The organism is Rhizobacter sp. Root1221, from assembly GCF_001425785.1.
Classification (GTDB): Bacteria; Pseudomonadota; Gammaproteobacteria; order Burkholderiales; family Burkholderiaceae_C; genus Rhizobacter.
The window spans coordinates 50,928-63,693 of the sequence record NZ_LMDI01000005.1 but is presented as its reverse complement, the minus strand read 5'-3'; the positions used below and the strand labels follow the sequence as shown (position 1 = coordinate 63,693).

13 protein-coding genes are annotated in these 12,766 nt (G+C 69.2%); 6 read left to right on the top strand and 7 right to left on the bottom strand.

The window, feature by feature from the left end; all coding sequences use genetic code 11:
• Window positions 1-23 precede the first annotated feature (23 nt).
• The 3 genes from rhaS to ASC87_RS04940 all read right to left on the bottom strand — a co-directional run bounded on the left by rhaS (window position 24) and on the right by ASC87_RS04940 (window position 4,506).
• Entirely contained in the window at window positions 24-1,019 is a 996-nt protein-coding gene (gene rhaS, locus ASC87_RS04950; RefSeq protein ID WP_056657627.1) for a rhamnose ABC transporter substrate-binding protein, read from the bottom strand.
• A gap of 66 nt (window positions 1,020-1,085) precedes the next feature.
• Window positions 1,086-2,378 (bottom strand): L-rhamnose catabolism isomerase, encoded by a 1,293-nt coding sequence (rhaI, locus tag ASC87_RS04945; protein WP_056657624.1) that lies wholly within the window; start codon window positions 2,376-2,378, stop codon window positions 1,086-1,088.
• Between the two features lie 16 nt (window positions 2,379-2,394).
• Window positions 2,395-4,506, bottom strand: coding sequence for a bifunctional rhamnulose-1-phosphate aldolase/short-chain dehydrogenase (locus tag ASC87_RS04940; protein ID WP_056657621.1), 2,112 nt, complete (start codon window positions 4,504-4,506; stop codon window positions 2,395-2,397).
• Window positions 4,507-4,680: 174 nt separating this feature from the next.
• Here ASC87_RS04940 and ASC87_RS04935 point away from each other — a divergent pair, with 174 nt between their 5' ends.
• Window positions 4,681-5,613 carry a LysR family transcriptional regulator gene (locus ASC87_RS04935; RefSeq protein WP_056657618.1) on the top strand — a complete coding sequence of 311 codons (933 nt, stop codon included), beginning with the start codon at window positions 4,681-4,683 and terminating at the stop codon, window positions 5,611-5,613.
• A gap of 18 nt (window positions 5,614-5,631) precedes the next feature.
• On the opposite strand, the gene ASC87_RS04930 is transcribed toward ASC87_RS04935, so the two are convergent.
• Genes ASC87_RS04930 through ASC87_RS04920 form a run of 3 tightly spaced genes read right to left on the bottom strand, consistent with a single transcriptional unit; the run spans window position 5,632 to window position 7,617 of the window.
• Window positions 5,632-6,600 carry a tripartite tricarboxylate transporter substrate binding protein gene (locus ASC87_RS04930; RefSeq protein ID WP_056657614.1) on the bottom strand — a complete coding sequence of 323 codons (969 nt, stop codon included), beginning with the start codon at window positions 6,598-6,600 and terminating at the stop codon, window positions 5,632-5,634.
• 59 nt (window positions 6,601-6,659) lie between these two features.
• Window positions 6,660-7,232: a nucleotidyltransferase family protein gene (locus tag ASC87_RS04925; protein WP_056657612.1), complete on the bottom strand. Its 573-nt coding sequence runs from the start codon at window positions 7,230-7,232 to the stop codon at window positions 6,660-6,662.
• A 1-nt stretch (window position 7,233) separates the two neighbouring features.
• Window positions 7,234-7,617: a hypothetical protein gene (locus ASC87_RS04920; protein ID WP_056657609.1), complete on the bottom strand. Its 384-nt coding sequence runs from the start codon at window positions 7,615-7,617 to the stop codon at window positions 7,234-7,236.
• 97 nt (window positions 7,618-7,714) lie between these two features.
• On the opposite strand from ASC87_RS04920, the gene ASC87_RS04915 reads away from it, so the two are divergent.
• Genes ASC87_RS04915 through ASC87_RS04905 form a run of 3 tightly spaced genes read left to right on the top strand, consistent with a single transcriptional unit; the run spans window position 7,715 to window position 9,396 of the window.
• Window positions 7,715-8,260, top strand: coding sequence for an RNA polymerase sigma factor (locus ASC87_RS04915; RefSeq protein WP_157603850.1), 546 nt, complete (start codon window positions 7,715-7,717; stop codon window positions 8,258-8,260).
• Between the two features lie 13 nt (window positions 8,261-8,273).
• Window positions 8,274-8,588, top strand: a complete 315-nt coding sequence (locus tag ASC87_RS04910) for a hypothetical protein (RefSeq protein ID WP_056657603.1) — start codon at window positions 8,274-8,276, stop codon at window positions 8,586-8,588.
• Window positions 8,589-8,640: 52 nt separating this feature from the next.
• Window positions 8,641-9,396 (top strand): siderophore-interacting protein, encoded by a 756-nt coding sequence (locus ASC87_RS04905; protein ID WP_056657600.1) that lies wholly within the window; start codon window positions 8,641-8,643, stop codon window positions 9,394-9,396.
• Window positions 9,397-9,404: 8 nt separating this feature from the next.
• Here ASC87_RS04905 and ASC87_RS04900 read toward each other — a convergent pair whose 3' ends face one another.
• Window positions 9,405-10,613, bottom strand: coding sequence for a serine hydrolase (locus ASC87_RS04900; RefSeq protein ID WP_157603849.1), 1,209 nt, complete (start codon window positions 10,611-10,613; stop codon window positions 9,405-9,407).
• A 116-nt stretch (window positions 10,614-10,729) separates the two neighbouring features.
• Here ASC87_RS04900 and ASC87_RS04895 point away from each other — a divergent pair, with 116 nt between their 5' ends.
• On the top strand, window positions 10,730-11,383 hold the full coding sequence (locus tag ASC87_RS04895) for a response regulator transcription factor (RefSeq protein WP_056657594.1): 654 nt from the start codon (window positions 10,730-10,732) through the stop codon (window positions 11,381-11,383).
• Complete coding sequence (locus tag ASC87_RS04890; protein ID WP_056657591.1) at window positions 11,380-12,750, top strand: HAMP domain-containing sensor histidine kinase; 1,371 nt, start codon at window positions 11,380-11,382, stop codon at window positions 12,748-12,750. Before ASC87_RS04895 ends, ASC87_RS04890 begins: the two co-directional genes overlap by 4 nt.
• The last annotated feature ends 16 nt before the right edge of the window (window positions 12,751-12,766 follow it).

Here is a 12,766-nt window from a genome sequence, read left to right as displayed (position 1 = left end):
GCGCAGGGCATCCGGAACGTCGATCAGAAGACCTTGGCGAACTGCTCGATGTTGCTCGCGTCGTACGTGAACGGCTCGGCCATCGCAGCCTCATTGTCCTTGTCCAGCGTGGCCGTGCCCACCCGGCCGAGCGAGATCTTTTCACCCGGCGTGCCCTTGGCCGTGCCCTTGATGAACGCGTGGGCGATGTGCACCGACGAGTAGCCGAGGTCGATCGGATTCCAGATGGCAAACGACTTGACCGCGCCACTGCGCACGTGGCCCGCCATCTCCGACGGCAACCCGAGGCCGGTCACGAACACCTGGCCCACCTTCTTTTCATCGAGCACGGCCTTGCCGGCCGCGGCGATGCCCACGGTGGTGGGGGCCACGATGGCCTTCAGGTTCGGGTAGCTCTTGAAGAGGCCCTGCGCTTCGCGGTAGCTCTTGTCGGTCTGGTCGTCGCCGTACACGACGCTGACGAGCTTCAGGCCGCTGTAGGCCGGCTGCGCGAGCGTCTTCTTCATCTCGGCGATCCACGTGTTCTGGTTCGTGGCCTGCGCGGTGGCCGACAGCACGGCGATCTCGCCGGTCTTGCCCGCCACCTGCTCGGCCATCTTCACGAGCTTCTCGCCGATGAGCGCGTTGTTCGACGGGGCCAGGTGCATCAGGCGTCCGTCCTTGCGCACGGCCGAGTCGAATGAGATGACCTTGATGCCGCGGGCCATGGCCTTCTTGGTCACCGGCACCAGCGCATCGGGGTCGTTGGCCGAGATCACGATGGCCTTGACGTTCTGCGCGATCAGCGAGTTGATGATCTCGATCTGGCCTTCGGCGGTGGGTTTGGCCGGGCCGGTGTAGAGGATCTCGACGTCCTTCAGTTCCTTGGCGGCTTCGAGCGCCCCCTGGTGAGCGGCGTCGAAGAAGCCGATGCCGAGGCTCTTGACGACGATGGCGATCTTGTCGGCGGCCATCGCGGGGGCAGCCAGGCCCAGGGTCAGCGCAGCGGCGGCAAAGAGGTGCAAGCGTGTTGTTCTCATGGGGTCATCTCTCTCGGTAGGGATAAGCGCCGCAAACCGCGACGCGGGTGGAACCTGGTCGCGGTGTCAGACGATGCCGCCACCACCGCCGGCCACGGCCGGGCGGGCCTCGGCCGCCTGTCGGCGGTAGCCGCTCGCGCGGTACACGGCCACGGGGTCGATCGCCCCGCCGGCGTCGCGCCGCACCTGTTGCAGCAGCGGTGTCACGTCGGTCTGGAACGCGGCCTTCAGCAGGTGGGTGGCGGTCATCGCGTCGTTGGCCTCCTGCGCGGCATCGAGGGCGTCGCGGTCGACGAGCAGCGCCTGCGCGTAGCTGCGCTGCACCTGCACCGCGCTGGTCATCAGGCTTTCGATCGGATCGGTGACGTTGTGGCTCTGGTCCAGCATGTACGCGGGGTCGAAGCCCGGCACCTGCTCATGGGCCGCGGCCACCAGCTCGTTGAACACGAGGAACAGGCGGTACGGCGACACGCTGCCGGCGTCGAGGTCGTCGTCGCCGTACTTGCTGTCGTTGAAGTGGAAACCGGCGAGCTTGCCCGCGGCGACCAGGCGGGCCACGATCATCTCGATGTTCACGTTGGGCGCGTGGTGGCCCAGGTCCACGAGGCACTGCGCCTGCGGGCCGAGGGCGGTGGCCGCGAGGTAACTGCTGCCCCAGTCCTGGATCACCGTGCTGTAGAAGGCCGGCTCGTTGATCTTGTGTTCGAGGAACATGCGCCAGTCGGCCGGCAGCGCAGCGTAGATCTGGCGCGTGCTGTCGAGGTAGCGGTCGAACGCGCGGCGGAAGTGCTGCTGGCCGGGGAAGTTGCTGCCGTCACCCACCCACACGGTGAGCGCGGTGCTGCCCAGCTGGCGGCCGATCTCGATGCACTCGAGGTTGTGTGCCACGGCCTGCGCGCGGGTGCCCGCGTCGGTGTGCGTGAGGCTGCCGAACTTGTAGCTGTGGGCCTGGTCCTTCTGGTCGGAGAAGGTGTTGGAGTTCATCGCGTCGAACGACAGGCCGAGGGCGGTGGCTGCTCCCCGCAGCTCGCGCCAGTCGGAGCACTTGTCCCACGGGATGTGCAACGACACGGTGGGCGTGGCGCGGGCCAGCTGGTGGATCACGCCACAGTCCTCCAGCTTGTCGAACACGTGGCGCGGTTCACCCGGCCCCGGGAACCGGGCGAAGCGGGTGCCGCCGGTGCCCACGCCCCAGCTGGGGATGGCCACGCCGAAGGCGGCCACCTGCGCGCGCACGCGGTCGATGTCGATGTGGCGGCGCGCGAGCTGTTCGCCCAGGTGCTGGTAGTCGTTCTGCAGGTGGTGCTGCAGCTTGTCGTTGTGCGAGGCGACGAGGCCCGCGTCGATGCCGGTGTTCATGGCGGTGTCCTGGTGGTCAGCGGGTGAACGCGGCGAGGTTGCCCGCGTCGACGTTGAGGATGTTGCCCGTGCTCTTGGCGCTCAGGTGTTCGGCCGCGAAGAAGTACGCGGCCTCGGCGATGTCCTCGGGGAACACGCTGCGCTTGAGCATCGAGCGGTCGCGGTAGAACGCCTCGAGGTCGTCCTCGCCGATCTTGTTGGCCGCCGCGCGCTCCTCGCTCCACTTGCCCGTCCAGATCTTCGAGCCGCGGATCACCGCGTCCGGGTTCACCACGTTCGAGCGGATGCCAAGCGGTGCCCCTTCGAGCGCGAAGCTGCGGCTCAGCTGGATCTCGGCGGCCTTGGCCGCGCAGTAGGCGGTGGCCTGGTTGCTCGCCACCATGCCGTTCTTGCTGGCGATCATCACGATGGCGCCACCCGTGCCCTGGGTCTTCATCTGCCGGAACGCCTCCCGGCCCACGAGGAAGTAGCCGGTGGCGAGGATGCTCTGGTTGCGGTTCCACAGCGCGAGCGTGGTGTCCTCGATGGGTGCGGCCGACGCGATGCCCGCGTTGCTCACCAGGATGTCCACGCCGCCGAACTCGATGGCGGCGCGGTCGAACGCGGCAATCACGCTGGCCTCGTCAGTCACGTCGCAGCGCACGCCGCGCACGTGGTCCGCACCGTGCGCACGGGACAGGTCGGCGGTGACGGTGGCCAGCGCCTCCTCGTCGATGTCGGCCAGCACCACGCAGCCGCCCTCGGCGAGGAACCGCCGGGCGATCGCCTGGCCGATGCCACCGGCGCCACCGGTCACGAGCCCCACCTTGCCCACCAGGGGTTTCGGCTTCGGCATGCGCTGGAGCTTCGCTTCTTCCAGCAGCCAGTACTCGATGTCGAACGCCTCCTGCTCGGGCAGGCCCACGTAGCGGTCCACCGCGTTGGCCTCGCGCATCACGTTGATGGCGTTGACGTAGAACTCCCCGGCGATGCGGGCCGTGGCCTTGTCCTTCGCGATGGTCACCATGCCGATGCGCGGCAGCAGGATCACCACCGGGTTCGGGTCGCGCAGCGGCGGGCTGGTGGGCCGCTTGTTGCGTTCGTAGTACGCGCCGTAGTCGGCGCGGTAGCCCGTCAGCAGGCCGTCGAGCGCCTGCTTCAGCGCATCACCGTCGAGGCGGTACACGGCCTCGGGCACCACCAGCGGGCGGATCTTCGTGCGCAGGAAGTGGTCTGGGCACGACGTGCCCAACGCGGCCAGCGGTTCCAGCTCGACGGAGTTGACGAACTCGAGCACCTCGGGCGACGTGTTCAGGTGCAGCAGCTTCGGCACCCCTTGGGCGGCCAGGCCACGGAGCACCGGCAGCACACGGGCCAGCGTGGTGTCGCGGTCGGCCACGGCCAGCGTGTCGACACACGCGCCGCCGAACACTTTCACCTGGCGCGCCGCCCGCTCCTGGGCGAGCCACGACTGGGCCCGTTCGATCAGGTCCACGGTGTTCTCGAAACACGCCTTCGACGTGTCGCCCCAGCTGAAGAGACCGTGCCCGCCGAGCACGATGCCACGCAGGCCGGGATGGGCCGCGTCGTACGCGGCCAGCTGCTGGCCCAGTTCGTAGCCCGGGCGCAGCCACGGCATCCAGCCCACCGTGCCCTCGAACACTTTTTTCGTGAGGGCCTCGGAATGTTCCATCGCCGCGATGGCGATCACCGCGTCGGGGTGCATGTGATCCACGTGGGCGTACGGCAGCGATGAATGCAGCGGGGTGTCGATGGACGCCGCGCGGCCGTTCAGGTTGAACGTGCAGTGGGGCAGGTAGGCCACCATCTCGTCTTCCTGCGCGAGGCCGCGGTACAGGCCCTTGAGCGCGCGGAGCTTGTCCATGTACAGCGTGGAAAAGCCGTCGAGCTTCATCGACCCCACGTCGCCGCCCGACCCCTTCACCCACAGCACCTCGACCTGCTGGCCGGTGAGCGGGTCGCGCTGCCACACCTTCGCCGACGTGTTGCCGCCACCGTAGTTGGTGATGCGCAGGTCGGAGCCGAGGAGGTTCGAGCGGTACAGCAGCAGGCCCGGTTCGTCGAGTGCCGCGGTGCGGCTGTCGTCCCACCGGGGGAAGGGCTGGAAGGGGGGCGTCGGGGTGTTCATGGGGACCGACTTTAAGCAGCGATCCGTTCAGGAGCAATTGATAGACTCTGATGCAAACCATCAGGAAGTCCTTATGTTGCAGTGCTTCGACGTGTCAACGTGCCCCTGCAGGGCTAGCAGCGGCCCGGCACCGGGCGTGGGCTCCGGGAAAGTCCCGAACAGAAGGGGTGTGGCATGAAGACCTTCAACCTCCGCCACTTGCGGATTTTCGAGACCATCGCCAGCTGCAGCAGCTTCTCGCGTGCCGCGGAACAGCTGGGCATGAGCCAGCCGGCCGTGTCGATGCAGGTGCGGCAACTGGAGTCGGACCTGGGGGTGGTGCTGTTCGAGCCCCCGCAGCGCCAGCGCCTGACCGATGCCGGCCAGGACCTGCTGCTGCACGCCCGCGTGATCCTCGCGCAGTCGCGTGCGGCCGAGGAGGCCATGGCCGTGTACGAAGCCGAGGCCACCGGGGGCGCCCGGGGCGCGCGCGGGTTGCTGCACCTCGGGGTGGTGTCCACCGCGCACTACTTCGCGCCGCGCCTGCTCCACGAGTTCCACCGCCTGCACCCCGACGTGCGCCTGAAGCTCACCGTGGCCAAGCGCAACGAGGTGCTCGCGATGCTGCAAGAGCACCGGCTGGACCTGGCCATCAGCGGCTACCCGCCGTCGGAAGCCGACGTGGAGGCCGCGAGTTTCGCGCGCCACCCGCACTGCATCGTCGCACCACCGGACCACCCGCTCGCGCGGCGCAAGCGCCTCTCGTGGAACGACCTGCGCGACGAACACTTCATCTTCCGCGAGAGCGGATCCGCCACGCGGCAGTTCTTCGAACACCTGCTGCAGTCGCAGTCGATCCAGGTGCGCATCGGCATGGAACTGGCCGGCAACGAGACCATCAAGCAGGCCGTGATGTGTGGCATGGGCATCAGCTTCCTGTCGGCCCACAGCTTCCAGGTGGAGCTGGCCGCCGGGCTGATGGTGGTGCTCGACGTGGTGGACATGCCCAAGCACATCGACTGGTGTTTCGTGCAGCGCCGCGACACGGTGCTCACCGGTGTCAACGCCGCCTTCCGGCAGTTCGTGTTCGAGCAGGGGGCGGCGCTGGCGGCGTGCAAGGTGGGGTGATTCGACGCCAGGGCACGGTCATTCCATCCGGATGCCAGCCTCCTTGACGATGCGCGCATTGGCCTCGAATTCCCTCCCCACCTGCATGGCGAACTGCTCGGTGCTGCCGATGTCGATGCCATACCCGAGCTTGCCGAGCCGCTCCCGCACGTCGTTGTCCGCAAGCACCCGATTCACTTCGGCATGGATGCGCTTCTGCACATCCGCGGTGGTGTGTGCCGGCGCGAAGATGCCGAAGATGGAGCTCAGGTTGGCGTCGGCGTAGCCGAGTTCGTCGAGTGTCGGCACGTCCGGCATCGACGCGAGACGCTTCGGTGCAGCCACGGAGAGAACGTGCAGGCGTCCTTGCGAGATCAGCGAATTGACGGCGGGGCTGGGGTTGGTGGTGAAGAGGTCGAACACACCGCCCGCGGCGTCGTTGGTCACCTGCCCGCTGCCCTTGTACGGGATGTGGTTGAACTGCACATGCGCCTTGCGCGATATCTGCGCCAGCATCAAGTGGCCCACGCTTCCCATGCCGCTCGTGGCGACGCTCAGTTCGCCTGGGCGCTCCTTGGCCTGGGCGATGGCGTCGGCGAAGGTCTTGCCCTTGAACGCGGACGTGGCGACCACATAGACGGGCGAATACATCACGCGTGCAACCGACACGAAATCCTTCTGCGGGTCGTAGGGCACCTTGCCCAGATGCGGATTGAGGGTGATGGGGCTGACGGCCGCGAAGGCCAGTGTGTGGCCGTCGGGCACCGATTTCGCGACGGCGTCCATGCCGGTCATGCCGCTCGCCCCGGCGCGGTTCTCTACGACCACCGCCTGGCCGAGTTGCATGCGTTCGGCCAGCAGGCGCGCAACCGCATCGCTCGGGCCGCCGGGGGCATACGGCACGATGAGGCGAATGGGTTTGGAAGGCCAGCCCTGCGCCTGGACGGAGGCCGCAACCAAGGCGGCGGCTGTGATGAGAAAGGTACGGCGGGGAAGATGGCGACTCATGGCGGATGGGGCCTCGGCGTGTGTGAACGGTTCAGTCCTGGCATTTTCCGCGAAGATTTTCACGGGTAGCCGGCACCCTCCCCGATCCGCAACCAGGGCCACCGCGACTGGTAAGACCGCGCCTTCGCCTCAAACAGCGCCCGGTGCGGCACCAGCGGGTTCGGCGTGAGGTGGCCCTCGTACACCAGCGCCAGCCCGTTCGGGGCGTACACCTCGTACCCGTCTCCAGCCGGCCGCACGCCCACGCAGGTGGCCGGCACCAGGAACCGGTCGATGCCCTCGCGTGAGCTGTGCAACGCCGGATACGGGTGGCCGAACCATTCGGGGTACCAGGTGTGCACGCGGGCCTGGTTCTTCGCCTCGACGGTGATGCCGAGGTCCGGAATCACGGCGTCCACGCGTGCCTGCACCGCGGTTTCCGCCTCGGCGGAGAGGTCGCTGGCATCGAAGTAGAAGAGGTCGTAGTCCTTGATCTGCGCCTCGGCAGGAAGGCCCGAACACCGGTTCCACACGCTCTGGAACAGGCAGCCCGCGACGAGCCAGCCATCGGGCAGCGCGAGGCGGTCCCAGCGGTCGAGGATGGTGCGGTTGTGGCGGTTGGACAGGATGTCCTGCAGGAAGCGGGTCTGCATGTCAGAGAGCCTGCCACTCGCCAATGCAATGCCGCGCCAGTGCCGTGACCCAGAACGGTTCACTCGGGTCGAACGCCAGCCCGAACCGCGGGCTCACGAGGAAACCGGCCCGGCGGAACGCGGCCTCGTCCTGGGCTTCGACAAACGCCTCCAGGCGGGCGAAGGGTACCGCTACCACCCCGAGGTGCAACACGGCGGTGGCCAGCGTCACCTCTTCGAGCCTGCCGCTGTCCTGGAAGCGGAACACCGCGTCGCCGTAGTCGAGCGCGGTGAGGCCCACGCCGTTGCGCACTTCGGAGCGAGGGGCGCCCCGCGCGCGGACGATGTCATCGCGGGTTGCCGAAAAGGGCGTCGTGCCGACGCACACAAAGGGATCGAGTTTCATCGGATCAAGAGAATGCTTTTTTTGCCGTGGCCATCAATATTTCCCGCGATGATGCGTCTTCCCCTGCATGGACCTGACGCCGAGCCTCCCCAACGCCATGAGCACGACCGAAAGCGGCATCACCGCCACCATCGTGCGCGAGCGTGGCCGGCTGAAGGCGTTCATCCGCCGCCGCGTGGCCGATCCCGGCGAGGCGGAAGACATCCTGCAGGACGTGTTCTTCGAACTCGTGCAAGCCTACCGGCTGCCCGAGCCCATCGAGCAGGTGGGGGCGTGGCTCTTCCGGGTGGCCCGCAACCGCATCATCGACCGTTTCCGCAAGAAGCGGGAGGAACCGCTTCCGGCCGACGACGACCCCGAGGATGGGCTCGGCTGGCTCGATGACTCGTTTTCGTCCGAGTCCGGCCGGCCCGAAAGCGCGTACTCGCGCAAGGCCCTGCTGGTGGCGTTCCAGCACGCACTCGACGAGCTGCCCGACAACCAGCGCGAGGTGTTCCTCGCGCACGAGTTCGACGGCCGCAGCTTCAAGGACCTGGCCACGGACACCGGCATCAACGTGAACACGCTGCTCTCGCGCAAGCGCGCCGCCGTGTTGCACCTCCGATCGCGGCTGCGGCCGCTGCATGACGAATTCAATCGCTGAAGGACAACTCACCATGAACGACAAACGCTGGATCGCCGCGAAGGTGCTCTTCGTGCTGCTGGTCATCCCGCTGATGGGCGCGGTGGTCATGGGCCTCTGGAACTGGGTCGTCGTCGACCTGTTCACCGGCGCCCGCGCCATCGACTTCCCCCATGCCGTGGGCCTGCTGGTGCTGAGCCGCATCCTGTTCGGGGGCTTCCGGGGCCGCGGCGGCTGGCACCACCGGCGGCATGGGCACCCCCGCTTTCGCGGCGGCGAAGGCTGCCGGAACCGCCAGGCCCGGCCGCAGGAAGAACTGAAGGCCGACCTGGCCGCAGGCGCTCGGTAAGCCCCCCGGGGCCACGCCCCGGAACCCTCCCCTACCTCCCTCAGGAGTTCCCATGTTCCTCCCGGTTTCGTCACCCCGGGGCGGCGCCCTGCGCGCGCCCCAAGACCCACCCGGCCTGCTGGGCCAGACCGTGCTGCGGTGGCTGACCCACCGGGCCACCGTCGTGTCGGCGCAGTCACTGACGCCGAGCTTCCGGCTCGTCGCGTTGCGCGCCACCGCGTTCGGACAGGCGGACTGGGCGAACGGCGACAAGGTGCAGGTGCGTGCCACGGGCATGTCGTTCCGCACCTACACGCCGTTCCGGCTCGACGGCGACACCGACGTGGTGCACCTGCTGGGCTACGTGCACGGCGCGGCGCCCGGAGCCCATTGGCTGAGCCGCGTGGCCCGCGGCGACACGTGCGACGTGATGGGCCCGCGGCGGTCGGTGAACCTCGGCGGGGTGCCGGACTCGGCCACGTTTTTCGGCGACGAAACGTCCATCGGCCTGGCGGCGGCGCTGGGCCACGCGGTGCACCGGCACGTCTTCGAGGCCAACGACCCCGACGAGGCCCGGAACGCGCTGGGCGCGGTGGCCCCGGGTGCTGCGAATGCGGCGCGTTTCATCGGCCGCACCGCGGACGACGGCCACCTCGCCCACGCCGAGGCTCTGCTGGACGAACGCGCGGCCGCGTCCCTGCACCACGTGCTGAGCGGCAAGGCGTCGTCCATCCAGCGCCTGCGCCGGCACCTGGTCGCACGCGGGGCACAGCCCGCGCGCATCGTGTCGAAGGTGTACTGGGCGCCGGGGAAAAACGGGCTGGATTGACGCCGGCGTCAGCCCGCCGCCTGCGCATAGATCGGCCCCAGCCGCCGGTCGAGTTCGGTCAGGACCCAGCTCGACCCGTCTGGTGACATGTGGCCGGTGTTGGTGACGGCAAACGCGGCGTGGGAGCCGTCCGCGGCCACCGCCACCTCGGCCATGAACCCGCCCAAGTGCCCGGTGTGCATCCAGAGCCGACCGGTCGGCACGGTGACACTCTGCCAGCCCACCGCGTAACGCTCGGGCGCGGCGTTCATCAGCCGCTGCACGTATCCCACGGCCAGTGGCGACGGCCCGCCGCGAAAAGCCAACAGATGCCACCTCAGCCAGTCGGCGTAGCTGGCGGGCGTGCAGTGCCACGAACCCGCCGGGTCGAGCACCTGCAGCCACGGGTCGGCGGCGCGCGTCTCATCGTCGGGGTCGACCACGACCAGCGCATCGACGGGGCCTTCGTGCCCGGCCGGTGCGCCTTCGGCCGGAGGCATCGACGCGCGGTGCCACGTGCCGGCCAGGCCCAGCGGCCGGGTCAGCACGGTCTCGAACAGCGCCTCGAATGGTTCGCCGGCCAAGGTCTCGACGATCGATGCGGCCACGGCGTAGCCAGCGTTCGAATAGAAGAAGTCGCGTCCCGGCACGATGTTGCCGGGAGGCGCCTGCGTCAGCAGCCACGTCGCGAAGGCGTGCCGGCGTTCGGCGATGGTCGCCGGCACGGGCTGCCCGGATTCGGCCCACGCCGACAGGAAGCGCACCTCGTCATCAGCGGCGCCGTTGAAGGCGAGCAAGCCGGCGCGGTGGTCCAGCAGGTCGCCCAGCGTGACCGCGGCGTGTGGCGAACCGGCGGGCAGCGGGAACACCTGCGACAAGGGCGTGGTCCATGCCGCCACGCCGCGGTCGATCAACGCGGCGATCGCGGCGGCGCTCATGGCTTTCGTGTTGGAACCGAGGCCGAATGTGTCTCCGGGCTGGATGGCCTCCGCGCGGCCGAGCCGTCGCCGGCCGGCCACCGCGATGTCCCGGCGGTCGACGCGCACGCTGCCCACGGCCAGGCCAACCAGGCCGGCTGAGACGCCCTCGCGGGCGGCTCGGGCGGTCTCGGTGTCGGCAGGCGGCTGCACCGTGTCATCGTCGCCGCCGCATGCAGCGAGCGCAGCGGAGGCCGCGGCGGCGAGCAGGAGGGTACGGCGGGTGAGTCGGGTGGGGCGGGCGTGGATGGGCAGAAACATGATCGGCTCCAGGTTTGAGGTGCCGCGATTCTTGGGCGCCGAACCTGAGCCGATGCCCAAGGCCGCGCACGGCGTCTTTGGCAATGCCAAAGGTTCGGCTTGCTACATTCCGGCCCATGCACCTGCTGATCGTGGAAGACGACCTGGATCTCGGACAGGCCCTGCTGGCCGCGCTGCAAGGCGAGGGATTCACGTGCGTGTGGATCCGCCGCCTCGCCGACGTGCCGGCGCGGCCACAACCCGAGGTGGACGCGGCGTTGCTCGACCTGACGCTGCCCGACGGCGAGGGCCTCGCGCTGCTGCGCCGCTGGCGCGCCTCGGGCGTCACGACGCCGGTGCTGGTGATCACGGCACGTTCCGCGCTGGATGACCGGCTGGCCGGGCTCGACAGCGGGGCCGACGACTACATCATCAAGCCGTTCGCGATGGCCGAACTGATATCGCGCCTGTGGGCGGTGCACCGGCGCACGGTGCAGCAGGCGAGCGCCGTGTGGTCGTTCAACGCGCTGGCGATCGAACCCCGTGCACACCGCGCCACGCTCGCCGGCCAGCCGCTCGACCTGTCGGCCCGCGAGTTCCACCTGCTCGTCGAACTGGCTCGGGCGCCGGGCGAGGTGGTGTCCAAGGGCATTCTTGGGGAAAAGCTCGAGCCATCCGGCGATCCGGTGGACCCCGCCACCATCGAGGTGCATGTGTCGAACCTGCGGCGCAAGATCGGCGCCGCCCGCGTGCGAACAGTGCGCGGTGTCGGCTACCAATTCGTGCCATGAACACGTGGTTCGCCCCGTCGCTGTCGCGCCGTGTCGTGCTCGCGCTGGTGATCGCCTTCGTGCTGGTGTGGCTGGTGCTCGTGGCCATCGACGCCGCGGCGTTCAGATCGGCCGTCGCGCGGCAACAGGTCCTGCGCCCCGCCGCCGAAACGCTGATCGAAACCCTCGCCAACGCTGACGCCGATGCGGCAGCGCTGATCGTGGGGGCGTCGGAGGTGCAGTTCAATCGGTCGCGCCAGGGCGTGGGGCTCGACGGGGTCGGTGACCTGTTGTTCCGCGTCGAATCCCCCGACGGGCGGCTGGCGTATGCGTCGGGGCCGCTCGCCCCCCTGCCCATCCGCTCCGTGGCCGCGAAGGGCGGACCGGTCACGGTCGCCGGCATCGCGTACGACTCCATCGTGGTCGACTCGCCGGCGTGGCGGCTGTGGCTCCTGGAGCCGGTGGTGAGCACCCCGGCCCTGCTGCGATGGCTGTCGGCCGAACTGCTCGTGCCCCTGTTCATCGCCTTCCCGCTCGTGGTGCTGCCCGCCTGGATCGCGGTGCGCCGCGGGCTGGCCCCGCTGCGAACGTTGGCCGAACAGATTTCTGCCCGCACGCCGTTCGATGTGTCCCCTCTCGGCGTGACACCCCGCCATGCCGAGCTGCGCCCGCTCATCGAGGCCTTCGAGACACAACTGAAGCGCTCCCGCGAGGGCATCGCGCGGGAGCGGGCTTTCGTACAGGACGCCGCGCACGAGCTGAGAACACCCCTCGCGGTGATCTGCGCGCAGGCACACCGGCTTGCCCGCGCGGACGGCGAATCCGAACGCGCCGAGGCACGCTGCGCGCTGGAACGGGCAACCGACCGAACGTCGCACCTCGTGCACCAGCTGCTGACCCTGGCGCGCCTCGAGGCGGGAACGATCCGCCCGGCAAACCCGATCGACCTGGTGGAAACGGCGCGCCAGGTGCTGATCGGCCTCGCGCCGCGGGCCGAGGAGGCCGCTGTCGAGGTGTGCCTGCAGTCGCCAGACCGGCTCGTCGTCGTCGCAGATGCGGGTGCCCTCCACTCGATCCTCGAGAACCTCGTCCGCAATGCCCTCACGTACTGTCCTGCGGGGTCGATCGTGGAGGTGGCGCTCGGCCAGGACGAAGGGGGCGTGCAGATCGCCGTGCGCGACGATGGACCAGGCATCGCACCCGCGGACATGCCGCGCCTGTTCGAGCGGTTCGAGCGTGGTGCAGGCGTGGAGGCCGTCGGCACGGGACTGGGTCTCGCGATCGTGCGCGAAGCGGCTCGGCGCCTGGGTGGCTTCGTGTCCACCGGGCCGGGCCTGCACGCCCGCGGCGCGGGGTTCACGGTGCGCTGGCGTGCGCCCGCCTCATGACGCCGGGCGCCTGGCG